19 protein-coding genes are annotated in these 25,988 nt (G+C 61.5%); 12 read left to right on the plus strand and 7 right to left on the minus strand.

Annotated features, from left to right (window positions below):
• Positions 1–3 precede the first annotated feature (3 nt).
• Together RPG13_RS21055 and RPG13_RS21060 are read left to right on the plus strand one after the other, a co-directional pair.
• Entirely contained in the window at positions 4–1,410 is a 1,407-nt protein-coding gene (locus tag RPG13_RS21055) for a TRAP transporter large permease (RefSeq protein WP_095485189.1), read from the plus strand.
• Positions 1,407–2,456, plus strand: a complete 1,050-nt coding sequence (locus tag RPG13_RS21060; protein ID WP_095485190.1) for an L-idonate 5-dehydrogenase — start codon at positions 1,407–1,409, stop codon at positions 2,454–2,456. The genes RPG13_RS21055 and RPG13_RS21060 overlap by 4 nt, the downstream gene beginning before the upstream one ends.
• A gap of 46 nt (positions 2,457–2,502) precedes the next feature.
• On the opposite strand, the gene RPG13_RS21065 is transcribed toward RPG13_RS21060, so the two are convergent.
• Both RPG13_RS21065 and RPG13_RS21070 read right to left on the minus strand, forming a co-directional pair.
• Complete coding sequence (locus tag RPG13_RS21065) at positions 2,503–5,004, minus strand: TRAP transporter permease (RefSeq protein WP_164759354.1); 2,502 nt, start codon at positions 5,002–5,004, stop codon at positions 2,503–2,505.
• 162 nt (positions 5,005–5,166) lie between these two features.
• Positions 5,167–6,150 (minus strand): TAXI family TRAP transporter solute-binding subunit, encoded by a 984-nt coding sequence (locus RPG13_RS21070; protein WP_292645669.1) that lies wholly within the window; start codon positions 6,148–6,150, stop codon positions 5,167–5,169.
• 117 nt (positions 6,151–6,267) lie between these two features.
• Here RPG13_RS21070 and RPG13_RS21075 point away from each other — a divergent pair, with 117 nt between their 5' ends.
• A complete protein-coding gene (locus tag RPG13_RS21075; RefSeq protein WP_158302553.1) occupies positions 6,268–7,140 on the plus strand; it encodes a MurR/RpiR family transcriptional regulator in 873 nt (290 codons plus the stop codon).
• Between the two features lie 12 nt (positions 7,141–7,152).
• Here the strand turns inward: RPG13_RS21075 and RPG13_RS21080 are convergent, their stop codons facing one another.
• Positions 7,153–8,475 carry an aspartate aminotransferase family protein gene (locus RPG13_RS21080; protein ID WP_337125932.1) on the minus strand — a complete coding sequence of 441 codons (1,323 nt, stop codon included), beginning with the start codon at positions 8,473–8,475 and terminating at the stop codon, positions 7,153–7,155.
• A 111-nt stretch (positions 8,476–8,586) separates the two neighbouring features.
• Here RPG13_RS21080 and RPG13_RS21085 point away from each other — a divergent pair, with 111 nt between their 5' ends.
• The 7 genes from RPG13_RS21085 to RPG13_RS21115 all read left to right on the plus strand — a co-directional run bounded on the left by RPG13_RS21085 (position 8,587) and on the right by RPG13_RS21115 (position 17,778).
• Positions 8,587–9,426, plus strand: a complete 840-nt coding sequence (locus tag RPG13_RS21085) for a 3-keto-5-aminohexanoate cleavage protein (protein ID WP_337125933.1) — start codon at positions 8,587–8,589, stop codon at positions 9,424–9,426.
• Between the two features lie 181 nt (positions 9,427–9,607).
• Entirely contained in the window at positions 9,608–9,889 is a 282-nt protein-coding gene (locus RPG13_RS21090; RefSeq protein ID WP_292221940.1) for a hypothetical protein, read from the plus strand.
• A gap of 269 nt (positions 9,890–10,158) precedes the next feature.
• Complete coding sequence (locus RPG13_RS21095) at positions 10,159–12,897, plus strand: AMP-binding protein (protein WP_337125934.1); 2,739 nt, start codon at positions 10,159–10,161, stop codon at positions 12,895–12,897.
• A gap of 14 nt (positions 12,898–12,911) precedes the next feature.
• Positions 12,912–13,877: an NAD(+) synthase gene (nadE, locus tag RPG13_RS21100; RefSeq protein ID WP_337125935.1), complete on the plus strand. Its 966-nt coding sequence runs from the start codon at positions 12,912–12,914 to the stop codon at positions 13,875–13,877.
• A 3-nt stretch (positions 13,878–13,880) separates the two neighbouring features.
• On the plus strand, positions 13,881–15,902 hold the full coding sequence (gene asnB, locus RPG13_RS21105; RefSeq protein ID WP_337125936.1) for an asparagine synthase (glutamine-hydrolyzing): 2,022 nt from the start codon (positions 13,881–13,883) through the stop codon (positions 15,900–15,902).
• Positions 15,899–17,455: a class I adenylate-forming enzyme family protein gene (locus tag RPG13_RS21110; RefSeq protein WP_337125937.1), complete on the plus strand. Its 1,557-nt coding sequence runs from the start codon at positions 15,899–15,901 to the stop codon at positions 17,453–17,455. Before asnB ends, RPG13_RS21110 begins: the two co-directional genes overlap by 4 nt.
• Positions 17,456–17,511: 56 nt before the next feature.
• The gene (locus tag RPG13_RS21115) at positions 17,512–17,778 is read left to right on the plus strand and encodes an acyl carrier protein (protein ID WP_095485198.1); all 267 of its coding nucleotides are present in this window, start codon (positions 17,512–17,514) and stop codon (positions 17,776–17,778) included.
• A gap of 75 nt (positions 17,779–17,853) precedes the next feature.
• On the opposite strand, the gene RPG13_RS21120 is transcribed toward RPG13_RS21115, so the two are convergent.
• Positions 17,854–18,546, minus strand: a complete 693-nt coding sequence (locus RPG13_RS21120; protein ID WP_126106520.1) for a N5-glutamine methyltransferase family protein — start codon at positions 18,544–18,546, stop codon at positions 17,854–17,856.
• Between the two features lie 430 nt (positions 18,547–18,976).
• Here RPG13_RS21120 and RPG13_RS21125 point away from each other — a divergent pair, with 430 nt between their 5' ends.
• Positions 18,977–20,719, plus strand: coding sequence for a type I secretion system permease/ATPase (locus tag RPG13_RS21125; RefSeq protein WP_292505515.1), 1,743 nt, complete (start codon positions 18,977–18,979; stop codon positions 20,717–20,719).
• Between the two features lie 184 nt (positions 20,720–20,903).
• Entirely contained in the window at positions 20,904–22,247 is a 1,344-nt protein-coding gene (locus RPG13_RS21130) for an HlyD family type I secretion periplasmic adaptor subunit (protein ID WP_164547202.1), read from the plus strand.
• A 141-nt stretch (positions 22,248–22,388) separates the two neighbouring features.
• Here RPG13_RS21130 and RPG13_RS21135 read toward each other — a convergent pair whose 3' ends face one another.
• From RPG13_RS21135 to RPG13_RS21145, 3 genes are read right to left on the minus strand one after another with little or no spacing between them, the layout of a single operon-like run.
• On the minus strand, positions 22,389–23,594 hold the full coding sequence (locus RPG13_RS21135; protein WP_245329851.1) for a polysaccharide biosynthesis/export family protein: 1,206 nt from the start codon (positions 23,592–23,594) through the stop codon (positions 22,389–22,391).
• A gap of 43 nt (positions 23,595–23,637) precedes the next feature.
• Positions 23,638–24,915 (minus strand): hypothetical protein, encoded by a 1,278-nt coding sequence (locus RPG13_RS21140; protein ID WP_127203868.1) that lies wholly within the window; start codon positions 24,913–24,915, stop codon positions 23,638–23,640.
• The gene (locus RPG13_RS21145) at positions 24,912–25,916 is read right to left on the minus strand and encodes an NAD-dependent epimerase/dehydratase family protein (RefSeq protein ID WP_337125938.1); all 1,005 of its coding nucleotides are present in this window, start codon (positions 25,914–25,916) and stop codon (positions 24,912–24,914) included. The genes RPG13_RS21140 and RPG13_RS21145 overlap by 4 nt, the downstream gene beginning before the upstream one ends.
• Positions 25,917–25,988: the final 72 nt, after the last annotated feature.

Genomic DNA, 25,988 nt, shown 5'->3' on the forward strand with positions numbered 1-25,988 from the left:
GCGATGCTGCTTTTGGTCGGAGGCTTTCTTGTCCTAATGCTGATTGGCGTGCCGGTAGCCGTGTCGATGGCGACTGCCTCGGTGCTCTACCTCGTGCTCTATGGCGTCGCGCCCGACATCATTGCGGCCCAGCGCATGATTGCCGGGGTGGAGAGCTTTCCGCTGCTCGCCGTTCCCTTCTTCATCCTTGCCGGCAATCTCATGAATATTGCGGGCGTCACCGGGCGCATCTACGCCTTCGCCCTTGCCCTGGTCGGCTGGATGAAGGGCGGCCTGGCGCAGGTCAACATCATCGGATCGGTGATCTTTTCTGGCATGTCGGGCACCGCGCTCGCCGACGCCGCCGGCATCGGCACGATCGAGATCAAGGCGATGAAGGATCACGGCTATCCGATCGAGGCGGCCGTCGGGGTCACCGCAGCATCGGCCACGCTCGGGCCGATCTTCCCGCCGTCGCTGCCCTTCGTCATCTACGGCATGATGGCGAATGTCTCGATCGGCGCGCTGTTCATGGCCGGCATCTTGCCCGGTGTGGTGATGACCGTGCTGATGATGGTGACGGTCGCCATCTTCGCTTACAGGCGCGGCTGGGGCTCCGACACGTCGTTCGAGCTTGGACGGCTCGCCGAAGCTGCCGGCGAGGTGCTGGTGGTGGCTGCCTTCCCGCTCGCCTGCTATCTGCTGGTGCAGCTTGGCCTGTCCATCAATGTCGCGGTCGGCATCGCGCTGCTGGTGCTGATTGCGGCCGACTGGTATTTCAATTTCTCCGCGGTCATGGCGCTGATGACGCCGGTAATCCTGATCGGCGGCATGACGATGGGCTGGTTCACGCCGACCGAGGCGGCGATGGCCGCCGTGATCTGGTCGCTTTTCCTCGGGTTGGTGCGCTACCGCACGATGACGCTGCGCACGCTGGCAAAGGCCAGCTTCGACACGATCGAGACGACGGCCTCCGTGCTCTTCATCGTCACGGCCGCCTCGATATTCGCCTGGCTGCTCACCGTCAGCCAAGCGGCACAGCTATTCTCGACCTTCATCTTCGCGCTGACCGACAACAAGTGGGTCTTCCTCATCCTGGTGAACGTCCTGATGTTGGTGGTCGGCTGCTTCCTCGATACGATCGCGGCGATCACCATTCTCGTGCCCATCCTGTTGCCGGTGGCCGCCGTGTACGGCATCAACCCGGTGCATTTCGGCCTGATCATGACGCTTAATCTGATGATTGGTCTCCTCCATCCGCCGCTCGGCATGGTGCTGTTCGTCCTCTCGCGGGTCGCCAAGCTGTCGGTCGAGCGCACGACCATGGCAATTCTGCCCTGGCTCGTTCCGTTGATCGTTGCGCTGATCCTGATCACCTTCATCCCCGCCATCACGCTGTGGCTACCGACGCAAATGGGACTGATCCGATGATCGATAGCGCAGTCGCTGCGACGCTGTTCGGCCCTGAGGATCTGCGGGTCGTCGAGCACCCGCTCTGCCCCCTCGCACCGGGAATGGTGCGCGTGCGCTTCGGCGCAGGCGGCATCTGCGGTTCCGACCTGCACTATTTCCGGCATGCGCGGACCGGCGATTTTGTCGTCACATCGCCGCTCGTGCTCGGCCACGAGGTCGCCGGAGAGATCGTGGAAATCAACGCGGACGCGTCAGGACTTGCCGTCGGCGATCGCGTGGCGGTCAACCCGTCGCGCTGGTGCGGACAATGCGCGCGATGCGCGGAGGGCCGCGCCAATCTCTGCGAAAACATCTATTTCATGGGCTCGGCGTCGAAAACGCCGCACATGCAGGGCGGTTTTGCCAGCGTGTTCGACGCCACACCCGCGCAATGCATCAAGGTCCCGCCTGATGTCGCCTACCAGGCGGCGGCACTCGCCGAACCGCTCGCCGTCAGCCTGCACGCAGTGGCGCGGGCCGGCGACATCGCCGGCCGCAACGTCATCCTGTTCGGCGCCGGCCCCATCGGGCTTTTGACCATGCTCGCCGCCAGGCTCAAGGGGTGTGACGATCTCACCGTCGTCGACATAGCAGAGGCGCCGCTTGCCTTCGCCAGCAAACTTGGAGCAAACAGGACGATCGACCTGTCTGGCGGCGACGAGGAACTCAAGGCGCTCGCGGCCGACAAGGCGATCGATGTCGCGTTCGAGATCTCAGGCACCGCAGCGGGCCTCGCGGCGGCGATCGCCAGCGTCCGGCGCGGCGGCACGGTCGTTCAGGTCGGCAATCTTCCGGGTGGTCAGATCCCGGTGGCGGCCAATGCGCTGATGGCCAAGGAAATCGACCTGAAGGGCACGTTCCGCTTCGGCGCAGAATTCAACCAGGCGGTCGATCTCATCGTCGGCGGCGACATAGACGTCCTGAAGCTGGTGACCGCGGAACGCCCCCTTTCCTCGGCACGCGACGCGTTTCGCCTGGCCGCCGACCGCTCGCAGAGCGTCAAGGTTGTCCTGACCGCCGACTGAGGTTTTTCCCGGCGCCTGCCGCCAGCTGTTGTCAACCGTTCCAGACTTAGCCAGTCGCCCCGCCTACCTCCGCCTGCTTGCGGGCTCGCGCAAACTGCAGAGCCGCAACGCCGGCGGTCGCAGCAAGCGCCAGGCCGATTGGAATGAGGCTCGACGGCTGGTCGGCCTTTCTGAGCACCGCCACCACGTCATATCCGACATCCAGCCCGATGCGCTTGGCGTAGGATCCGAAATCGACATTGCTGATCATCAGCGCGTCGCCCGCTTGCGTGATGGTAAGACCGATGCCGCGCAGCCGCTCCAGCGGCTCGCCCGGCTCGCCGAGCGGCACGTTGACGGTCTTGCGTACATCTTCGCCCATGAGGTCGACACCCTCGACGACGAAATTGATGCGGCCGTCGGCCGGCGCCTGCCCGACTGCCGACAGGAACTCGCTCGCCGGCAATTCCTCGTAAGGCGGCGACACCTGGTTGAGCCACCAGTCCGGCCGAAACAGCGTGAAGCAGATGAGAAGCAGGGCGGCACTTTCCCACAGACGGCTTTTCGTCACGAACCAGTTCATGGTCGCGGCCGAAAAAAGCAGGATGGCGATCAATGAGACCGTCGCCACCCAGATCGTTTGAGGCCAGGTGTCGACTCCGATCAGCAGGATCGCCGGGTTGAAGATGAAGACGAAGGGCAGGATCGCGGTACGCAGCGAATAGAGCGCGCCCTGGAAACCGGTGGCGATCGGATCTTCCTTGGAAATCGCCGCCGCCGCGAAGGCCGCCAGCCCGACGGGCGGAGTGATATCCGCCATGATACCGAAGTAAAAGACGAACAGGTGGACAGCGATCAACGGGATTGGCAATCCGGCCTGCGCACCGAGATCGACCACGACCGGCGCCATCAGCGTGGCGACCAGGATGTAGTTTGCGGTGGTCGGGATACCCATGCCGAGCACAAGGCTGATCGCTGCGATGAGGATCAGCATCAGGATGACGTTGCCGCCGGAGATTAACTCGACGAGCTCCGTCATCATCAGGCCGAGACCGGTCAGCGTGATCGTGCCGACGACGATGCCGGCGGTGGCCGTGGCGATACCGATGCCGATCATGTTGCGGGCGCCGAGCGCCAGCCCGTCGATCAGGTCGTCCCAGGCAGCACGCACCGAGGCGACGAGGTTTTCTTTACGAAATACCGCCATCAGCGGCTTGCGGGTGGCGACAATACCGAGGATCGAGACCGTTGCCCAGAATGCCGAGAGGCCAGGCGACATCTGCTCGACCATCAGGCACCACAGAAGCACGGCGATCGGGATCAGGAAATCGAGCCCGGTCCGCGTGACGTCCCAGGCGCGCGGCAGTTCCAGGATCGGCGCGTTCGGGTCGTCGAGCGCGAGATCCGGATAGCGGGAGGAATACCAGACGGAGGCGACGTAGAGAGCCACGCCAGCGACTGCGAGCACCGGCGGCGCGGTCCCGCCCAAGACAGCCTGGATAGCAACAATGCCGTAATAGACGATACAGACGGCGAGAATGCTGCCCGACAGTCCCAGCCCCATCCGCAGCATTCGTTCTCTTGCCGGCGTCGGACGCTGCGGGATCGTCTTCAGGTCCATCTTTATCGCTTCGAGGTGAACCATGTAGAGCAGTGCTATGTAGGAAAAAACCGCCGGCAACAGCGCGTGCTTGACGATCTCCGAATAGGGAATGCCAACGTACTCGACCATCAGGAAGGCGGCCGCACCCATGACCGGCGGCATAATCTGGCCGTTGATCGAGGCCGCGGCCTCGATGGCGCCCGCCTTGACACCGGAAAGGCCGGTGCGCTTCATCAGCGGGATGGTGAAGATGCCGCCCGACACCACATTGGAGACGGACGAGCCGGACACTACGCCGTTGAGGGCCGATGAGACCACGGCGACCTTTGCCGGACCACCGCGCAAATGGCCGAGCAGCGCGATGGAGATCTGCATCATCCAGTTGCCGGCGCCTGCCTTCTCCAAAAGCGTGCCGAACAGGACGAAGAGAAAGACGAAGCTCGTCGACACGCCAAGCGCGATTCCGAAGACGCCTTCGGTGGTCAGCCATTGATGGTTTAGAAACTTATTGAGCGAAGCGCCGCGATGCTGGATCACGTCCGGCATGTACTGGCCGGCAAAGGTGTAGAAGATGAAGACACACGCCACGACCACCATCGGAAGGCCGAGCGCGCGGCGCGTCGCCTCGAGGAGCAACAGGATGCCAACGGTGCCGGTGACGAGATCGAGCGTGGTCGGCTGCCCCGGCCGTCCGGAAAGCTGGACGTAAAAGAGAAAGAGGTAGGCGCCGGCGAATCCGCCCACCACGGCCAGCACCCAGTCGAGCACTGGCACGCGATCGCGGGGCGAGGATCTCAGCGCCGGATAGGCGAGGAAGGTCAAGAACAGCGCAAAGCCGAGATGGATGGCGCGCGCTTCGGTGTCATTGAGGATGCCGAAGCCGAACACGAACGGCAAAGGCGAAGCGTACCAGAGCTGGAAAAGCGACCACGCAACTGCAACCCAGAGCAGGATGCGAGCGACTATTCCGCTGGGATGCCTGCCACCGGTATCGGCCTCCGCGACAAGCTGTTCGAGCTCACCGAGATCGACGCCGGCCGGTTGTTCCTTGACTTCGCTCATGACGCCTCCTGTTGCGGATGGCCCGGCGGGCCCTGAACCCGCCGGACTTTCGTCAGGTCACGAAGCCTACTTCAGCCAGCCCTTCTCCTTGAAATATTTTTCAGCGCCCGGATGCAGCGGCGCGGAATTTCCTTCCGACACCATCTTGGCCGGCTCGAGATTGGCGAAAGCCGGATGCAGCGACTTGAACTCGTCGAAGTTTTCGAACACCGCCCTGGTCAATTGATAGACGCTCTCGTCGGGAACCTTGGCCGAAGTGACCAGCGTGGCGAGCACACCGAAAGTCCCGGTATCATCGGGATTGTTTGCGTAAAGACCACCCGGAATGATCGCCTTGGCGTAGTAGGGATTCTCGGCGACGAGCTTGTCCACGACTTCTCCAGTCAACGGCACCAGCTTGGCGGCGCAGGTGGTCGTCGGATCCTGGATGTTCGCGGAGGGATGACCGACGCCGTAGAAAAACCCGTCGATCTTGCCGTCGCAGAGCGCCGGGCCGTGCTCGTCAGCCTTCAACTCCGATGCGAGCGAAAAGTCAGCCAACGTCCAGCCCATCGCACCGAGCAGGCGTTCCATGGAAGAGCGCGTTCCGGAACCGGGATTGCCGACGTTGAAGCGTTTGCCCTTGAAGTCCTCGAATTTCGTCACGCCGGCATTCGGATGCGCCAGGACCGTGAACGGCTCCGGATGGATCGAGAAAACCGCGCGCAGATCGGTATGAGCGCCACCGTCCTTGAATGATTCCTGGCCTTTGAAAGCGTTGTACTGGACGTCGGACTGCGCCATGCCGAAGTCGAGTTCGCCTTCCTTGATCGTGTTCACGTTGAATGCCGATCCGCCGGTCGATTCGACCGAGCAGCGGATGCCGTGTGTCTTGCGATCCTTGTTGAGCAGGCGGCAGATAGCGCCGCCGGCGGCATAGTAGACGCCGGTGACGCCACCGGTCCCGATGGTAACGAAATTCTGCTGCGCCATTGCGCTGGCCGAAAACAGCAGCGCGGCCGACAAGGCGGCGATCTGCGCTCCGAGGCGTGCAGTCCGGGCATGTTTCATCTGGTTCTCCCTTGGTACTTTGCGTGCCGTCGCGGCCGTCCGGTGTTTTAGTGTCAGGGCACGTCAATGCATGCTACGATTGTTGCGCTTTATCAATCAAGGGAAATGCTTGTTACAATGGATAAGCGGGAGATGGGTTTCGACGCGCTTCTGGCACGCATACTATCCGAACTCCCCGAACTGAGCTCAGAACTGCGCAAGGCGGCGCGATTCCTGGTCGATCATCCCGATGAGGTGGCGCTGGTTTCCATGCGGGTGCTGGCCTCGCGATCAGAGGTGACACCGACGACCTTCGTGCGGCTGGCGCGGCGGCTAGGCTTTGGCGACTGGGCGGCGCTGCGCAAGCCGTTCGAGGACCGGTTGCGCTTCGGCAAGGCGCCTTTCGCGGCGAGGGCCGATGCGCTTGTCAAGCGCGGGTCGGAGGCGATCTTCGCGGAATCGCTGAGGACGACGGTGGCCAATCTGGCGGCGGCCGAATCGTTCAACGGCAGCGAAGAAATCGCAAGGGCTTGCGTGATACTGGAGAATGCGCAGCACATACGCGTCGCCGGGTTCCGAAGCTGCCGTGCGCCTGCCCACGCGCTCGTCTATCTCTGCCGGATGTTTCGGCGCGAGATCACGCTGCTCGGCGGCGACGGCGGTGCGATCGAGGCGGAACTCGCAGCGCTCGGAAAGAGGGACGCGGTCGTCGCGATCGGCTTTTTGCCTTATTCGCGTGAACTCGGGCCAGTGGTGGAGGCTGCACAACGACACAGCGTCCCGATTGTCGCGATCGCCGACAGCATGGCTGCTCCGATCGCGCGGCATGCCGACGTTACCTTGCGTTTCTCTACCGACAGCCCCTCCTTCTTCCCGTCGGTGACCGCAGCTATGGCTATCGTGGAAGCGCTGGCTGCAACGATGCTGGCGCGCAGCGGGACGGCCGCCGCGGCTCGTGTCAGGGAGACAGAACTGGAGTTACAGGCGTTCGGGGCCTATCTGCCGGAATGAGGAGCGCTGGCGCTATGCCAACGCAGCGTCTATCGCGTCGCCGAGCCGTTCGACAACCGCGTCGATTGCTGCGGCGTCTATGATGAAGGGCGGCGCAAGCAGCACATGATCGCCGCGCAGGCCGTCGATCGTGCCTCCCGCGGGATAGACGAGCAGGCCGCGCGCCATCGCCTCGCGCTTGACGCGAGCATTTAATTTGCGGTTCGGATCGAACGGCTCCTTCGACGAACGGTCTTCGACCAGCTCAAGCCCCATGAAGAGGCCACGGCCGCGGATGTCGCCGACGTGGGCGTGGTTGGAAAAGCGCTCGCCGAGGCGCCGGGCGAGATCGGCGCCCATCGCCTTGACGTTGTCGAGCAACCTGTCCCGCTCGATGACTTCCTGGACGGCAAGCGCTGCCGCGCACGCCATCGGGTGGCACATATAGGTGTGGCCGTGCTGGAAGAAGCCGGAGCCTTCGGCGAAAGCCTCGAAGATGCGGCGCGAAAGCAGCACCGCGCCAATGGGCTGGTAGCCTCCGCCGAGGCCTTTGGCGATTGTCATCAGGTCTGGCGTGACGCTGTCCTGCTCACAGGCGTGCAGCGTGCCGGTGCGGCCCATGCCGCACATCACCTCGTCGAGGATGAGGAGCACACCATAGCGGTCACAGACTTCGCGGATGCGCCTGAAATAGCCGGGAACGGCGGGCACCGCCCCTGCTGTCGCGCCGACGACAGGTTCTGCGACGAAGGCCATGACAGTGTCTGGACCGAGTTCGAGAATTTTGTCCTCGAGCGCCTGGGCGGCGCGCAGGCCGTAAGCCTGCTCGCTCTCACCGGCATTCTGGTAGCGGTAGGCATAGCATGGGTCGATATGATGCGTGTCGATCAGCAACGGGCGGAATTGGGCGCGGCGCCACTCATTGCCCCCGGCAGCGAGGGCGCCAAGCGTGTTGCCGTGATAGCTCTGACGGCGGGCGATGACGTTCCGCCGCTCGGGCCTGCCTTTCTCGACGAAAAACTGCCGTGCCATCTTGAGCGCCGCCTCCACCGCCTCGGAGCCGCCAGACACGAAATAGACGTGGCTTATGCCTTGCGGCGCGCCGGCGACGAGTTTGTCGGCCAATGCCTCGGCCGGCTCATTGGTGAAGAAGCTGGTATGGGCATAAGCGAGCTTGTCGGCCTGTGCGTGAAGCGCAGCCGTCACGTCGGGATGGCCGTGGCCGAGGCAGGAAACCGCCGCGCCGCCCGACGCGTCGATATAGGCGCGGCCATCGCGGTCGAAGAGTTCGATACCCTTGCCGCCAGCCGCGACGGGCAGGGTCGCATGGATCTGGCGATGCAGGATGTGTGTCATGCTTTCCTCGATTGACGGTGGCACGATTTGGAGCGAACCATCATGCAACATATGTTACAGAGCGTGCAATGGTGAAACAATTGGACTGCATCTATGACTGTCGATAGGGGCATGACTGGCCCCGGACTCATAGCGCCCACTGCGATCGCCGTTGCGCCGAATGGTGGACGGCGTGGCAAGAGAGACCACCCTGCCCTGCCGATCGGCCCCCGGGAATTGGCTCGGACCGCCGCCGCCTGCCTCGAGGCGGGCGCCGCCATGATTCATGCCCATGTCCGCGATCGCGACGGCGGCCATTTGCTCGACGCGCACGCCTATCGCGAGACGACGAAAGCGATACGTGATGCGGTGGGCGAGCGGTTGATCATCCAGATCACCAGCGAAGCGGTCGGCCAATACCAACCGGCCGAGCAGATGGCGGTGGTGCGCGCTACTCGCCCCGAGGCGGTTTCGCTGGCGCTGCGCGAGCTGGTGCCAGACGCCGCCCATGAGACCGCTTTCGCGGAGTTCCTACGGTGGTTGAAGAGCGAGCGGATCGCCCCTCAGATGGTCCTCTACGCGCCCGAAGAGGCGGCGGCCCTGGCCGCCATGCAGCAGCGGGGACTGGTGCCTTTCGACGACATCCCGGTGCTCTATGTGCTCGGCCGCTACACGCCAGGACAGGTTTCGCGGCCGGCCGACCTGCTTCCCTTCCTTGCGCATGATCGTCCGCGCTTTGCGCACTGGATGGTCTGCGCCTTCGGTCGGGAAGAAACCGCCTGCGTTGCGGCCGGTGCGCTGCTGGGCGGCCATGTCCGCGTCGGCTTCGAGAACAATTTTTCTCTCGCCGACGGCACAACCGCCAGGGACAATGCTGCGCTCGTAACCGCAACCAAATGCGCCCTGACCGCTTGCGGCGTCAGGACCGCCCAAGCCGACGACCTGCGCGCCGCTTGGTCGATCCAGCGCTAGCTTTGCTCAGGTTTACGGTCTGCGCGCTTCGCAGACAGATTTTGAGGCGATTTGAAGAGCCGTTCTCGGAACGGCCGAGCAGCGGGCTCGTCGGTTCGTCACACTTGTCAAAAATCTCTTTGCTACGCTGCAACCGAACTGTCTGGCCGACGTTCAGGTTGTGGTGGCTGGGGAGACCTTCATGCAGACGTACCTCGTCGAACAAATGGAGGGCGATGACGTGATCTCGACGCGTATCGTCAACGCGCCGAGCCCTTTCAAAGCCGCCGCCATGTCGACAGATCGACATGTTACCCTGCGAACGTGGGAAAAGGATTGGATCCGAGTAACCGACGAGAATCGGGGCCATATCTTTGCATACTGCTTTGTCTCCGACGGAGACTCCGACACCGGCGGGCATGGCCCGAGAAAAGCACCGAATAAATCAAGAAAAGCCCAAAAAGCTGACCAGAGAGCCGAGTAAGCGCAAACCACTGGTCTTTTTGCTCCTCGCTATAGCGCGCAGATTTACCGATATCGCCAGAACCGTGAACACCACGGAGCCAATACCGGTTGCGCTGGTCGGTACGCCAGGCGCGGTCCTTCCCTCGGCGCGACGCCTTCGCAGCAAGGAATGACAGCCAAAGGGCGCAAACGCGGCCATTTGGCGAAGATCGCGGCTTCATCAGAATGATCGATGAAAAGATTTCGGCCGGGGGCGATAAGTGACCTTAATCTTAGCGTGGGCAGCTCATGTCTCCGGCATATTTGGGATCAGAAAAGGCGCGTCTGGATCTACGGGCGGATTGTCAGCCAGCGGGCACCCGTAAATGGTCAAACGTCCCGGAATACGCACTTGATCAGGGCGGTCCTGTACTGCACCCTTATCAACGGATGGGCGCCGATTTTGCGAATGTTGCCGTCTTCGACCACCTGAGAAGCATCACCAGCCAATATCCCGACAAGCTCGCGATCAGCGACGGCACCACCCGTTTGACGTATTCCCAGCTTTTCCAGGCCGTCGAGATGCTGTCCCACCGAATTGCGGCCGTCGTTCCCAACGGGCAGGCGATCGGGATCCTTCAGGCCAACTCGGCCTGGTATCCTGTGGCCATGCTGGCGAGCATGGCGATTGGGCGGCCTTCGGTGCCACTCAACGCGAGAGACCCCGACACGCGAACCAATGACATTGTCGTTGCGGCGCGGCTTTCAGCGGTTATAGGCGACGGCAATGGTCGCGCTGTCGGTTTGGCTCACGATGTCCACTGGATCGATGCGACCGCCAGCATCCCGCCGCAAGTCCAGCCGATACCCCAGTCCTGTTCCGTCTCGGTCGACGCGCCCGCGATCGTGCTCTACACTTCAGGCAGCACCGGCCATCCCAAAGGCATCGTCAACAGCCAGCGCAGCCTGCTTTTGCGGGTCCAGCAATATGTCGACGCATGCCACATCAATTCGGACGATGTTTTCCTGCCCTTGACCGGACCAGCCACGATCGCCGGCTGCCGGGAGGTTCTCGCCGCCCTTCTCACCGGTGCGACCTTGCATCTCGTCGAGGTGGGCGTCGTTGGCTTGCGCGCGGTCCGGCGCCTAGTGGAATCCGAAGGCGTGACCGTCACCTATCTGGTGCCGGCGTTGCTTCGCGCACTCATGGCAGACAAACCAGCTGACGCCTTCCGCTCGCTCAGAGTGGCCCGGATCGGGGGGGAGAAGGTGTCATGGGCCGATATCGCCCTGCTGCGCAAAACCGTTTCGAGCACTTGCCTCATCCAGATCGGTTACTCGTCAACCGAGACCACAGGGTCGCAATGGTTCTTGCCGCAAGACTGGCCGGAGGAAGGCGCCTCGGTTCCGGTTGGCTGGCTGCTCCCAGGAATCACCTTCGCGATAGTCGACGAAAAGGGGCGCCGCGTTCAGCCGGGTAAGAGCGGAGAGCTCATGATAAGAGGCCCGTATGTCCTGCTTGGCCATTGGGAGAACGGCGCCGTCGTGCCGGCGGAATCGGATCCGGATGACCCGGATCTTCGGATCTTCGCGACGGGTGACCTCGTCCAACTTGACAGTCATGGCTTGCTGCGGATCGTCGGCCGCAAGGGGCGCCAGGTAAAGATCAATGGTCGACGCATCGAGCCTGCCGAGCTCGAGCGGGTGTTGCGTTGCGCGTCTTCCGTGGAGGATGCCGTGGCAATCGTGACCGCGGCAAATGAGCTTGTCGCATTCGCCGTTCCTCAGCGCCCGCCGGGCGCGGCCTTTTCGGACGAGCTTCGCCAGCTAGTCAGAACGAAGCTGCCGCCGCCCCTGCGTCCCGTGCGACTGCACACGATAGATGCGATTCCGCGCCTGCCGAGTGGGAAGGCCGATATGGCGACGCTTGCGGAAATGGATATTTCAGCCAGGAAGACCGCGCTGGCCCCGCAGCCCCCCGATGCAGGAAGCGAACTGAACGTCCATCAGATAGTGCAGCATGGATGGAATAACACCCTCGACACGCGCGTCGCCGCTGGACGCTGGGATGAGGCAGGCGGAGATTCGCTGAAGCTGCTGCAATGCGTCATGGAAATAGAAAGCGCCATCGGGCAGGAACTCGGTCTCCAGGGCTTCACGGTCGGGATGAGCGTGGACGAAATGGTCAAGGCAGTCGTGTCGGCACAGGCAGGCGACCTGCACGCGCGCGCGCAGAAGTACGATCCTCCTATTCTTTTTCTGCTCCCTGGATCCGTTGGCTATGGCCCGAGCTTTGCTGCCTTTGCATCCTCGATGAGCAAGGTCGCACGAGTGACCCCCATCAAGTACCCTACGCTGGCTATGATATTGCGCGGACAAAACACCGTCGCCGACATGGCCGACTCCGCGGTCGAGCAGATCTGCCGCGCCCAGCCCACGGGCCATGTGCGCCTTCTCGGCCATTCGCTCGGCGGCGCCGTCGCGTTCGAGGTTGCGGAACGTTTGCTGGCCGCGGGGCGAACTGTGAAGTTCCTGGGAATCCTCGACACGAGCCTCCTCGGCGAGCGCAGCACCTATTGGGAGATGGTTACCCGCACATTCGATCGGATCCGCACCAACCGCGTAACCGCTGACCGGATGGCGTGCCGCTTCCTTGCAAAGATCGCTGTCAAAACTGGCTTCGAGGCGCAGCTCGCCCGCATCCTCGATCGCTACGCCCGGGATGAGTTCAACGCGACGAGCTTCAGAACCAAACTGGAACTGCAGGGGCAGTTGCGGGGACGAGCCTTCTACCGATGGTTGGCGATACCCAGACGGACGCTGCCGATCACCGCAACCCTCTTCCGCTGCGCTCGGCCCAAAATGCCTCTGGCCATAGGGTGGGATGGCGCTTTCGCGCATCTGGATGTGATTCCGGTCGTTGGCAGTCACTTCGATATGATCACAGAGCCCCATCTCGTCATCAACCGCCCGCTCATCGAGAAGGCGGTGGAGCAAACCTATTCTTCAACCGAGGTTCGCAATCGGGAGTACAGACCATCGACGTGATTTCAGAATTCAGCATGGGCACGCTGGTGCTCGATGCTCGCATGGAAGTCTATCGCATCGTCCAAATCCTGCGCGAGCAGGTTTTTGGCACGCTGCGGCGTCGTGGCGTGGTTGTCGGCCTCTCCGGGGGTATCGACAGCTCCGTTGTCGCATCCTTATGCGCACGAGCGTTCGGGAAAGACAAAGTCCTGGGGATATTTATGCCGGAGCGCCATTCCTCCGGCGATTCGCTAAGGCTTGGCCGCAGCGTCGCAGCCCAGCTCGGCATCGATACGATCCTGGAAGACATAGCACCGGCCCTTGAGGCCGTCGGCGCCTATCGTCGACAGATCGAAGCGATCCAGACCGTCGTTCCCCAATATGGCGACGGCTGGAAATGCAAGCTGGTGCTCGCGTCGGTTCTCGAGAGCAACGGTCTCAACATCACGCGCCTCACGGTTCAGGACCCCGAGGGCAAGACAGATACGGTGCGTCTGTCGCCGGCAGCCTATCTGCAGATCGTCGCTGCAACCAACTACAAGCAGCGCCTGCGCAAAATGACCGAGTACTACCATGCGGACCGCCTCAACTATGCTGTGGCAGGTACGCCAAACCGCCTGGAGCATGACCAAGGCTTTTTCGTCAAGCAGGGCGACGGGACTGCCGATCTGATGCCGATCGTCCATCTTTACAAGACCCAGGTCTACCAGCTGGCTGAATACCTTGGGGTGGATGAAGAGATCCGGCGGCGGCCGCCAACCACCGACACCTTCTCCATGGCACAGAGTCAGGAGGAATTCTATTTCGCCCTGCCTTATCATCTGATGGATCTGTGCCTCTACGGTTTGAACCACGGAATTTCTGCCGATGAGGTCGCGGCAGCTGCCGGCCTTACCGCGGCCCAGGTCGAGAAAGTCTTCAAGGACATCGACAGCAAACGGCGTGCCGCACGCTATCTTCATGCACGGCCCTTGCTGTCCGCTGCAGTGGGCGAGGACTAACCGATGTGCGGTATCGCCGGAATCGTGTCGCTGAGCGGCGCCGCGGCGCCCCCTTCGCGCGAAGCGCTGATGCGCATGGTGGGCGCGCTCGCGCATCGCGGTCCGGACGAACGCGGCCTTTACCGCGACAAACGCGCGGGTTTGGCGCATGCCCGTCTGTCTGTCGTCGATCTTTCGAGCGGCCAGCAGCCGCTCGCCGACACAGGCGACACGATTTGGATCGTCTTCAACGGCGAGATTTTCAACTACCTCGAGCTGCGTGAAAAGTTGACCGCCCTCGGCCACCGCTTCCGCACCCATAGCGACACAGAGGTCATCGTCCATGCCTATCGCGCGTGGGGCGAGGCCGCCTTCGCGCGGATGAATGGGCAATGGGCGGTCGCAATCTGGGACTCTGTGGCGGGTCGTCTCGTGTTGTCGCGCGATCGGTTTGGCATCTGCCCGTTGCATTTCTGCGAGCATGGGGGCCGGGTTTACTTTGCCAGCGAAGTGAAAGCCATTTTCGCGGCCGACGTGAATATATCCCGTGCCTTCGATCCAACCGGCATCGACCAGACTTTCACGCTTTGGACAGTCGTGCCGCCGCAAGGCGTATTTCAGGGGATCAGCGAACTCACCCCGGGACATGTCCGCATTTACGACAGCGACACCGTTCGCGAGCGGGCCTTCTGGAAGCCTTGCTATCCCGAAATTTCCGATCCTCGCCGTGGCGAATTCACCGGCTCGCTCGACGACGCGGTGGACGAGGTGCGCGGCGCCCTTGAGGCGGCGACGGCGCTTAGGATCGTGCAGGCCGACGTGCCGGTCGGCTGCTATCTGTCGGGCGGGCTCGACAGCTCGCTGGTCGCCGCGCTGGGAAGGCGCTACGCCGGCGAACGGTTCCAGACCTTCTCCCTGCGTTTTGCCGACGCGGAGTATGACGAGACCCGCTTCCAGCGCCTGGTCGCCGGCGCGACCGGGAGCGAGCACCATGAGGTGGTGGTTTCGCGCAGCGACATCGCTGAGGTCTTTCCTGAGGTGATCTACCACACCGAGCGTCCAATCCTGAGGACCGCGCCTGCGCCGCTGTTCCTGCTCTCGAGGCTGGTGCGAGAACACGGCATCAAGGTCGTGCTGACCGGCGAAGGAGCCGACGAAATGTTCGCCGGCTACGACCTGTTCCGCGAAGGCAAGGTCCGCCGTTTCTGGGGACGCCAGCCCGCATCGACGCGACGCTCACGGCTGCTGGAGCGCCTGTATCCCTATCTCAGCCGCTCGCCGGTGCATCAGCAAGCAATGGCGCGCCAGTTCTTCGGGCGCGATATCCAGGCCTATGACACGCCGGGCTTTGCGCATGACACACGCTGGCGCACCACCAGCGCCATCAAGAGATTGTTCTCCGCCGACATGCGCGCAGAGTCCGAGCGCCGCAATGCCGTGCCCGAGCTGATCGCCCGCCTGCCCGCGGAGTTTTCGCGATGGGGCTCTCTCGCGCAGGACCAGTATATCGAGATCCAGACGCTGATGTCGGGATACCTGCTTTCCTCGCAAGGGGACAGGATGCTCATGGCCCACTCCGTCGAGGGGCGCTTCCCGTTCCTGGACGATGAACTTGTGACGCTGGCGAATTCGCTTCCTGCTGACTACAAGCTGCGCGTCCTCGACGAAAAGCACGTGTTGAAGCGGGTGGCGGAACCGATCGTGCCGCCGGAAATCGTGGCCCGCAAGAAGCAGCCTTACCGGGCGCCCAATGCGCTTTGCTTCGTCGCCGATGATGCTCCGGCCTATGTCCGCGAAGCGCTTTCGGAGACGGCGCTGCGCGAGGCGAACGTTTTCGATCCGAAGTCGGTCACGCGGCTGCTGGACAAGTGTCGAGCCAGGGCGGGCGACGGCGATCTCTCCAACTCCGACAACATGGCGCTGGTCGGCGTGCTGTCGACCCAGCTCCTTCACCAGCAGTTTGTCGTAAGCCGTCCCGGTGGAGCTCGCAGGGTCGACCTCACCGTCGACGTTGACCGCGAGCATCGCGAAGAGGTGCTGGCATGATGCATGGCGCCGTGCCTCTGCTGCATGACTACCTCACCCACGCCGCCAGCCGGGTCGGTGAGAAGGTGGCGCTGGTGTGCGGCGGACAACGTGTCACCTATGGCGATCTCGAAGCGCGCTCCAACGCGATCGCCCAACATCTGGCCGCGGCTGGGGTCGCACGAGGCAATCGCGTGATGATCTTCGCCGACAACACCGTCGAGACAGTCATCGCCTTTTGGGCGGTGCTCAAGGCGAATGCCGTTGTGTGCATCGTCAACCCGCTCACCAAAAGCGACAAGCTTGATTATCTGCTCAACGATTGCCGACCGACGGCACTGATAACGGACAGGCACCTGCACTCGATCTTCAGCGAACCGGCACGCAACTGCCCGTCATTGCGCCGGGTGATCGTCTCCGGTCCGATTGTCGACGCCGAGCTAACAGGATTGCCGCATGCCGTGCGCTGGGACACTGCGGTCGCCGCCGGCGGCAGCGCACCGCCGGCGCGCCGATGCATCGATATAGATCTCGCTGCCATCATCTACACGTCGGGGTCGACAGGTGAACCCAAGGGCGTGATGCTGACGCACAGGAACATGACAGCCGCATGCACTTCGATCGCTTCATACCTGGATCTCTGCGAAGACGAGGTGATCCTCAACGTCCTGCCTCTCGCCTTCGATTACGGCCTGTACCAGATGATCATGGCGTTTCGCACCGGCGCCAGGTTGGTGCTTGAACGCTCGTTTGCTTTCCCGGCGCAGATCCTCGGGTTGATCAAGGAAGAGAGGGTGACAGGTTTTCCCGGCGTGCCGACCATCTTCGCCGCGCTCTCGGACCTCAAGTCAGTAAAAGATCATGATTTTTCGAGCATTCGCTATGTAACGAACACTGCGGCCGCCCTGCCGCTCAAGCACATTCTCATGCTGCAGGACCTGTTTCCGGATGCGCGCATCTATTCGATGTATGGCCTCACCGAATGCAAGCGCTGCACCTATCTGCCGCCGGAAGACCTTGAGCGAAAGCCATTGAGCGTCGGGGTCGCCATTCCGAACACGGAAATGTGGATTGTCGACGAGCATGACAGGCCGGTCGGCCCTGATGTCGTTGGCCAACTCGTCATCCGCGGAGCGACGGTGATGAAGGGCTATTGGGGCAAGCCGGAAGCCACGGCCAGAAAACTCAAACCCGGCCCGTTGCCGGGCGAGCAGGTCTTGTACACCGGCGACTACTGCCGGATGGACGCGGAGGGATACCTCTACTTCATCGGTCGCGGCGACGAGATCATAAAATCGCGAGGAGAGAAAGTGGCGCCGAAGGAGGTGGAAAACGCGCTGTTGGATATTGCCGGTGTACGGGAAGCCGCGGTCATCGGCGTTCCGGACGAGCTTCTCGGGCAAGCGGTCAAGGCGTTTGTCGTGATGGAGCAAGGAAGAAACATCGACGAAAGGCAGTTGCAGAAAGAATGTCAGAGACGGTTGGAGAACTTCATGGTTCCGAAGTCCATCGTGATCGTACCCAGCCTACCGATGACAGACACGGGCAAACTCAAAAAAACGGCCCTGTCATGAGGCGGTTTCTGGATGAAATTGATCAGCATTCATCTTTTGTATCGGAGGAGAATTCAATGTTGTCTACCAAGGATAGGGCCGAAACCTGCAGGGATCAGATTCGCGCTTTCCTGGCGTCGAATTTCTACATTGCCGACGCGGATGCTCTGGAGAGCGACACGTCCCTTCTCGATCAAGGCATCGTCGACTCGACAGGGGTACTCGAGGTTATCGGCTTTATCGAGGAGACCTTCGGCATCACCGTCGAAGACAGCGAGCTCCTGCCGGAGAACCTCGATTCCATTCAAGGAATTGCGCAGTACGTTCTCCGCAAGAAAAACTGATTGCCGACATCTTGCGCAGCGCTGTTCTGCGCTCCGCCGACAGCGCAACCGAGCCTGCCGCAGTTGCGGCATGGCTCACGCTTGCGGCGTGGTATGTCCCACAACCACCCTGCCCTCGCCGGCTTCGTTCGTGACCGCACGGATGGTTTCGTAGGCCTTGGAACGCTCCAGCAGGCTCATGACCTGCCGGTCCTGGCCGAGGCCTACCTCGAAGAGCAGGATGCCTCCGCGCCGCAAGTAACGCGGCGCGTCCTTGATCACGCGCATATGGATGCTCAGGCCATAGGGGCCAGCGGCAAACGCTTCACGCGGCTCGAGCTCGGTCAGATGCGCGCGGTCGCCCTCGAGCCGCTTTTCCGAAATGTAAGGCGGGTTGCAGACGATCATGTCGATCGTGCCGTCAAGCTCCAAGCCTGAGAAGGCACTGAACAAGTCGCCCTGAAGCACTGACACGCGATCCGCCATGCCGTGATGAGCGACGTTGCGGCGCGCGACGTCGACGCATCCATCGGTGAGATCGCTTGCCCAGACACGCGCGGTGGGGGCGTAGTGCGCGATGGCGCACGCCAGATTGCCGGCCCCGCAGCACATGTCGATAACGCGCGGTGCCGGCAGGTTCATTTGACTGAGAACGTCGAGAGCGGTCGTGCCGAGCAACTCCGTCTCCGGTCGGGGAACGAGCGCACCGGGCGCGATGAGCAACTCCAGCCCCATGAAGTTGGTACGGCCTTTGCTGTAGGCATCGGCGACACTGATCTCCTCGCTCACGACAGACCCGCCTTCCTGACTTTGCCGGCGCCAGTGTCCGACAATTGCGCACCAGTTAAGTGTATCTCAAATTCATTAAATTTTCGAGGGGCGAATCGAAAAACACTCATCGCCATGGGCTTTGAAGACATGATGTAACAAAGGGTGATCACGGGCTTCTCATCTGTCGCTTGGTTGGGAATATTGTCTCATCATTGGGAATATCCGGTTTCTCACCCCAGTTATCCCCAGCCTTGCAGAGCCAATTCCCGAATTCTCGGTCCAGCGTCACGATTTTGCTACATTTTAATCAAAAGGCACATACGTAAGCAAAACGTAATGTTTCAGTAGCTAACGGAAAGCAGCCGCTTCCCGCAAGGCAAGAGGGTTTACCCATCATCGACAGGACCAACACGTTCGCGCGGCAATTTCGCACGAAAGATCGCAGATCATGAAGCCAACGCAAGGGCGCTCGCCCGATCTACGTTCCGCCATGTTCGGCTCAATGCACGGATTGATTGGCGTCGGGGTTTTCTCGGCGGTGATAAACATTCTCGCCTTGACCGGCTCCGTCTACATGCTCCAGATCTACGATCGCGTGCTGCCTTCGCAGAGCATTCCCACTCTCGTCGGATTTACGATCGGGATGCTGGGCCTCTACGCGGTCTATGGACTCCTCGATTTCGTCAGGCTTCGCCTGTTGGTCCGCATCGGCAGCCGCCTGCACAGAGATCTGCAGCAAAAGGCGTTCGCTGCCTCGCTTTCCCTGCCGCTTACTGCTGGGCAGGATGCGAACCGTGTGCAGCCACTTCGTGATCTGGACCAGTTGCGCGGCTTTCTTTCCGGGCTGGGACCGACAGTCGTCTTCGACGCTCCCTGGATACCGTTTTATATGGTGGTCATCTATCTACTGCACCCTTCGCTTGGTGTGTTGGCAACCCTCGGCGCGGCTGCTGTCGTGCTTTTGACGGTCGTCGCGGAAGTCGTTGCCCGCAAACCCGCCGCGCGAGCGTCTGAAACGCTCGTGGCACAGCGGCTTCTTGCCGATTCCGGCCGCCGCAACGCGGAGGTTGTTCAGGCGATGGGCCTTTCAGCCCAGCTTGGTCGGCGCTGGAATGAGATCAGCCATCTTTACCTCAAGAACCAGGAACAGCTCTCCGATGTCGTCGGCGCAGCGAGTTCATTGTCGAAAACACTCCGCATGGCCCTGCAATCGTCCGTGCTGGGGCTTGGTGCCTACCTTGTGATCGGCGGCGAGGCTTCGCCCGGCGTCATCATCGCGTCGTCCATATTGCTGGGCCGCTCATTGGCGCCGGTCGATGTGGCGATCGCAAACTGGAGAGGGTTTCTGGCCACCCGCCGAAGCTATTCCGACCTGGCGGCAGCACTGGATGCTTTCGGCAGCCAGAAAGACCCTATGGAACTGCCGCGCCCACAGACACAGCTTGCGGTCGAGGAACTGACGGTCGCGCCACCAAGTCTGCAGAGACCAACGCTCGTCAATGTAAGCTTTCGCTTGTCGAGGGGCGCGGGGTTGGCGATCGTCGGCCCGAGCGGTTCTGGCAAGACGACGCTCGTGCGTGCTTTGGTCGGGGCATGGAAGCCGCTCCGCGGAACGGTAAGGTTGGACGGCGCCGCGCTCGATCAATGGAATTCGGAGCTGCTCGGCACTCATATCGGCTACCTGCCGCAGGACGTTGAGCTGTTCGACGGAACGATCGCAGACAACATTTCGAGATTCGGCGGCAAGAGCGACGCAAAAGGCGTGCTGGCAGCCGCCAAGGCTGCGGGCGTGGACAAGATGATCATGCGACTGCCGGAAGGTTTTCAAACGCGCATCGGTGAAGGCGGAGCGGCCCTGTCAGCTGGGCAGAGGCAGCTCGTCGGGCTCGCCAGAGCGCTTTATGGTGATCCATTCCTTGTCGTTCTCGACGAGCCAAATTCCAATCTGGATGCCGACGGCGATGTTGCCCTGGCCGGGGCAATCCTGGCGGTGCGCGAACGCGGTGGCATCGCAATCGTTGTGGCGCATCGTCCGTCGGCTCTCGTCAACATCGATCAGGTACTCGTCTTGTCGAATGGCATGCTCCATTCATTTGGCTCGCGCGAAGACGTTCTGGCAAATGTCATCCGGCCCTTCCCGCGGCCAAATACTGTCGTCCCGCTGCAGCAAGGTGCAAGCGGCCATGCGTGAGGTATTAGTGCCTAACATGACCACGTCGTCATATGCTGCGGTCGGGGGCGAAAGCCCATCGGTTGGGGCAAAGCCAGAGCCGAATGGCATCCGGACCAATCTGCTCTTGGGTCTGGCCGCATATTGTCGTTCCGCCGTGGAAAGGTGCAGGCAGGCATATGTGAGATATTGCTCTACCGGGACCGTGTCATCATATGCCGCGGTCGGTAGCGAAAGCGAACTGATCCCGACGAATCCAACCGAAGAGCCGGATGGCATCAGGGCCAATCTGCTACTGGGCCTGGCGACCACCTGCCTGTTGATCTTCGGTGGAGGGCTCTGGCTAGGGTTGACCAAGATTGCCGGCGCGGTGATTGCGCCCGCCACCGTGGTGGTCGAAAGCAACATAAAGAAAGTCCAACATCAAACCGGCGGCACTGTCGGCGGCATCTTCGCCCAGGACGGGGACCATGTGCGTGCCGGCGACGTCTTGGTCAGGCTGAACGACACGTTGACACGAGCAAACCTGCAGATAGTCAGCGAGGATCTGGATCGCGCCACCATTCGTCTGGCGCGACTGGAGGCCGAGCGGCAGGGCCTGCCGGAAATGCAACTCCCACCCAGTGTTCGGGCCCAGATGGGCGACCCGCAACTGGCGGCACTTGTCCGTGGCGAACGCGCCGTGTTCGAAAGCCGTGCTGCGGCGTTGGCTGGCCAGAAGGCACAATTGCAAAGTCGCTCGAAGCAATTGGAGCGTCAGATCGATGGCCTCAAAGCACAGCAGGCGGCAATGGACGAGTCGCTGGATCTGCTGACGCAGAACCTTGCTGACGTCGAATCTCTCTACGCAAAGAAGTTGGTCTCCAAGGAGAGGCTGAGCACTGTCAGCTTGGAGAAGAGCCGGACTCGCGGCGAGTCAGGACGCCTCGTCGCGGCAATCGCGGAGGTCCAAGCTCGCATCAGTGAGACCGACCTTCAGGTGCTTCAGCTCGACGAGCAAATGCGGAGCGAGGTAACGAGCGAACTTCGCGAAACGGAAGCCAAGCAGACCGAGCTCAATGAGCGCAAGGTAGTGGCGGAAGACGAGCTCGCCAGGACAGATATCCGCGCCCCACAGACTGGAACCGTACAGGAATCCTCGATCCACACCGTCGGAGGCGTGATTGCCCCCGGGGAAGTGCTTATGATGATTGTGCCCGATACCGACAACCTGGTGGTGGATGCGCTCGTTTCTCCAGAGCGTATAGATGACGTACGTCCTGGACAGCGGGTTTCAATCCGCTTTCCGGCGTTCGATGCAGGGACGACACCTGTTTGCCAAGGCTCGGTCAACCGCATCTCTGCAGATCTGATTAAAGATCAGCAACGTCAGCTTTCGTACTTTTCGGCGCGCATCAACGTCGAAAATGCGGCGACCTGCCTGACGGAAGCGAAAATACTCAAACCCGGCATGCCGGCCGAAGTTCACATAAGCACCGACGAGCGCAATGTCTGGTCCTATCTGCTGAAACCCTTCACGGACCAGGTATCCAGAGCTTTCAGACAGTAACGCAGACGGCAATTCCGACAGGACCAAGGTACAGCCGGTTTAGAGCGGTTCATCGTTTCACGGAAACGCCGAACCGCTCTATCTCTTTGTTTTTGCGCAATTCCGGACGGAAAACCGCTTCACACTTTTCCTGGAATTGGTCTATTGGATCGCTACGCTCTCGAGACCGCTGCTGAACCTTACCTCTATCGTGTCGCCCGGTGATACCTCGGTATCTTCTCCGGCCGGCTGTTTACGCCATTCCTCACCGACCTTGCGGATGATCGTGACCTGAGCCTGAATGGTTTCGCCGGCAACTGGCAGCGGCTGGGCGGACGCCCCCGTGGGCTGCAATTTCTGGCTGGCGGCGCGAAGTCTTGCGGTGATGTCGGCAAGACGCACGTTGGTGTCCTTCAGTTCGGTCAGAAGACCAATTCTTCTCTGGTTGCCGTTGCGTTCGTGCTGTCTGACAAAATCATCCTGCTGGCGTCGCGCTCTCATGAGTTCGACCGACGTTTCGAGCGCCCGGCTGGAAGAGAGAATCACACCGCGCCGCACGTCGGCGAGCCTGTCGTTGGTCAGATTGCCTGCTTTATATACCTTCGTCACTCGCGCCAGATCGTCCTCGTCCGCCTTCACTGCATCGGCTTCGACCTGCTCGCGCTTGAGCAGGACCGCGATCTGCGCCGCAGCGTCCTTGGCGCTTTTTTCGAGGTAGCTTTGCTCCTGCTGGAAGTTGTCCAGGGAAATCTTGAGCCCTTCCGCTTCGGCCTGGGCGATTGCCGAGACGAAAGCGGCCGACAAGGGTGACCCTTGTGGTGGCTTCATGTCGAAATTCGCCTGGTTCTGAAGTTCGGCGCGCAGACGGGCGCTATGAAAGTAGTCTCTGGTGTACTCCCCCCAAGCCGATTCATAGTCGCGCCGCAAATCCACCGGATCTGGGCCAGCCTGGTTTGTCCGTGACCGCAGAAGGCTGAAACCGCCAGACACGGCAATCGCCTGCCGCACGGTCATGAGCGGTCGATAGGCCTGCTGTCCGGGAGTGAGCACGTCGCCGGTCACGTAGATCGGGCGATAGTCTGCGATGACGGCGGTGACGTCGCTCGGCTTGATGACGATCATTTGCTCTCGCCCATCAGGCAGACGCTGGTGGAATATCTTGGTTGGCAAGATCGTCTCCATCCGCGTCTGCAATTCGGCCGGAGTGAGGCCGCCGACCGAAACCATCCCGACTTCGGGAAGCGCGATCGTGCCGTCCATTTGAACCACGGCACGCTGCGTTCGTTCCGGGATAGAGGCAATTCCTATCTCGACGGTATCGCCGGCGGACAGTCGATATGCAACCCGCGTCTCCGCTGCGGTGGCCATATCGATGACAGCCAGTATACCAAGCGCGGCAAGAAGGATTCGATTAGTGAAGACCATTGGTGACAATCTCCTTCCGGTTCAACGTCGGCTCTTCCGGCCAATCGACACGGGAGACGAAGTCGTAGACGGGACCGCCGGGCACGCCCCAGTTGCTCGACCAGACTACTTGTGAGCCGTCAGGCGACGGCGAGGCATGAGTTTCGCTTCGATAGTCTAACTGAGTGCTTCTCGTTTGTGCGATGCGTCGAATCTCACCACTGCCGTCGATGCGCAGCGCGATCACTTCCTGTGCATATGGCGCCATGTCTGGACGGGCTGACACCTCATCCGGATCGCCGCCATAGGTCAGGAACACCCAGCCAGACCTGTCCAGCGCACGCAGGGATGCATGCATGGCTTCGCCGTATTTCATAAGTGGGGTGACCTTGCCGTCGGACAGCCTTCGCTTGATCACGTGATATTTGTCCGGATCGGACTTGCTGATGCCGACATAGACTTCGCTGCCGTCCTCATCGACTGTCATGTCGCCGTGGCCGGGCCGATGATGTTCCGTCCATTTCTGGAGCAAAGTGCCCTCGACACTGAAAATGAAGGCCTGTTGGATGCCGCTGACTATCTCCTGGAGGCATAGAATGTTGGCTCCGAGCGGAGAAATCGAGCAGGCACCATTGGTTCCGCCAAGATGCCCAAGATCGATGTCCGGGAATTTCCGCCGCTGCTTGAGATCGTAGGCAAAGACCACCGTCTCGCCATCCTCACGCACCGCGCGCACCGCTATGCGATCACCGTCACGGCTTGGATTGCCCTTGCCCGGCCCGAAATGGAAATCATGGTATTCAGTCGAAGCGAACAGGACGTCTTCGCGATTGGTCCGTGGCGCCCAGGTCGACACTTGCCGGCCCTGAACGCAGATCATCAGATCGGCGTTTTGAGGGTGCCATTCGCATTCAATAGATCGAGCGCGACGGAACAGCGGCGCGTATGTGCGCCCGTCCAAGAAGCACATGCCGCCGCTACAGCCGTTGGTGATGACAAGAAGGCTCTGGTCTGAATTCCAGGCTTGGGCACTCGAATACCGATGGGTGCAATAGTTCTTCTCGCATGCAAGCCCATTACCAAGCACTCCCGGCTTGGTGATGCGCGTGAAACTGGTCCCAAACGCCGGATCCGTCGCTGGGCGCAAATAATCCGGCAGATCCATCATCACCGGCGCGGCAAATTGTGTCTGCTCGCTGCTTTGCCGGCTTCCGACCGTGGACAGACCCAACGACATGCCCGCGGCAATCAACAACGCAGCCAACACACGCGGGTGAAAAGTCATGTCATATAACCCATTTCGTGTCGTACGCGGCCTTCGCTGAGGCGCGCCTCCCACCATCCGATGGTTCGCTCCAATCCATCGCGCAGGCTGGTCTGCGCCCGCCATCCAGTCTTGCCTTCGAGGAGCGAAGAATCGGCCAGCAGGGCACGGACCTCGGAATTCTGCGGCCGCAGGCGGCGTTCGTCGCGATGGACCGGCTTTTTGGAGCCACTCAACTCGAGCACCAGATCCAATACGTCCGAGATCGTCGCAGCGCGCTGGCTCCCGGCATTGTAGGCATGGCCAAATTCGAGTTCGGCCGAACCTGCGGTCAGGAACGCCGCCGCCGTGTCTTCCACGAAAGTGAGGTCGCGGATCGGGCTTGTGTCCCCGACCATGATCGCCGGGCAATTTTTGTCGAGGGCCTGCCGTATGATGGTCGGCACGATAGCCCGCTCACTCTGGCGTGGGCCGTAGGTATTGAACGGCCGCATAATCACGACGGGGACGTCGAACGACCTGGCGTAGGACTCTGCCATCATGTCCGCGCCGATCTTGGATGCCGAATATGGTGACTGGCCCTGCAGCGGGTGGGATTCGCGGATAGGCATGGTCTGTGCGGTGCCATAGACCTCGCTGGTCGAGGTGTGCACCACACGCTCTGTCTCCCATTGGCGCGCCGCTTCGAGGACGTTCACCGTGCCCAGGATATTGGTGTCCACATAAGACTGGGCGGCCGCGTATGAATATGGAATCGCGATAAGCGCGGCGAGATGAAACACGACGGCCTGGCCGCGCACGATCCGATTCAGGAACGCGCTGTCGCGGACGTCGCCGCGGACGAGGTTCAACTGGCTTCGAATGGTGGCCGGCAAATCATCGAGCCAACCATGACTGTCGAAGGAATTGTAGAGAGCCAGCGCCGTGACATCCGCCCCACTGCGAACGAGCGCTTCGGTGAGATGCGACCCGATGAACCCATCAGCACCCGTGACCAGAACTTTCCTACCCCTGTAGCTCATGACTAAGCGTTCCCCCTATGACGTGATGCGGCGACCTCGCAAATCCAACAGAGCGCGGCCAATGCCAAACTG

Origin of the sequence: Mesorhizobium sp. ISC15 (assembly GCF_037162615.1) — a bacterium.
GTDB classification, from domain to species: domain Bacteria; phylum Pseudomonadota; class Alphaproteobacteria; order Rhizobiales; family Rhizobiaceae; genus Mesorhizobium; species Mesorhizobium mediterraneum.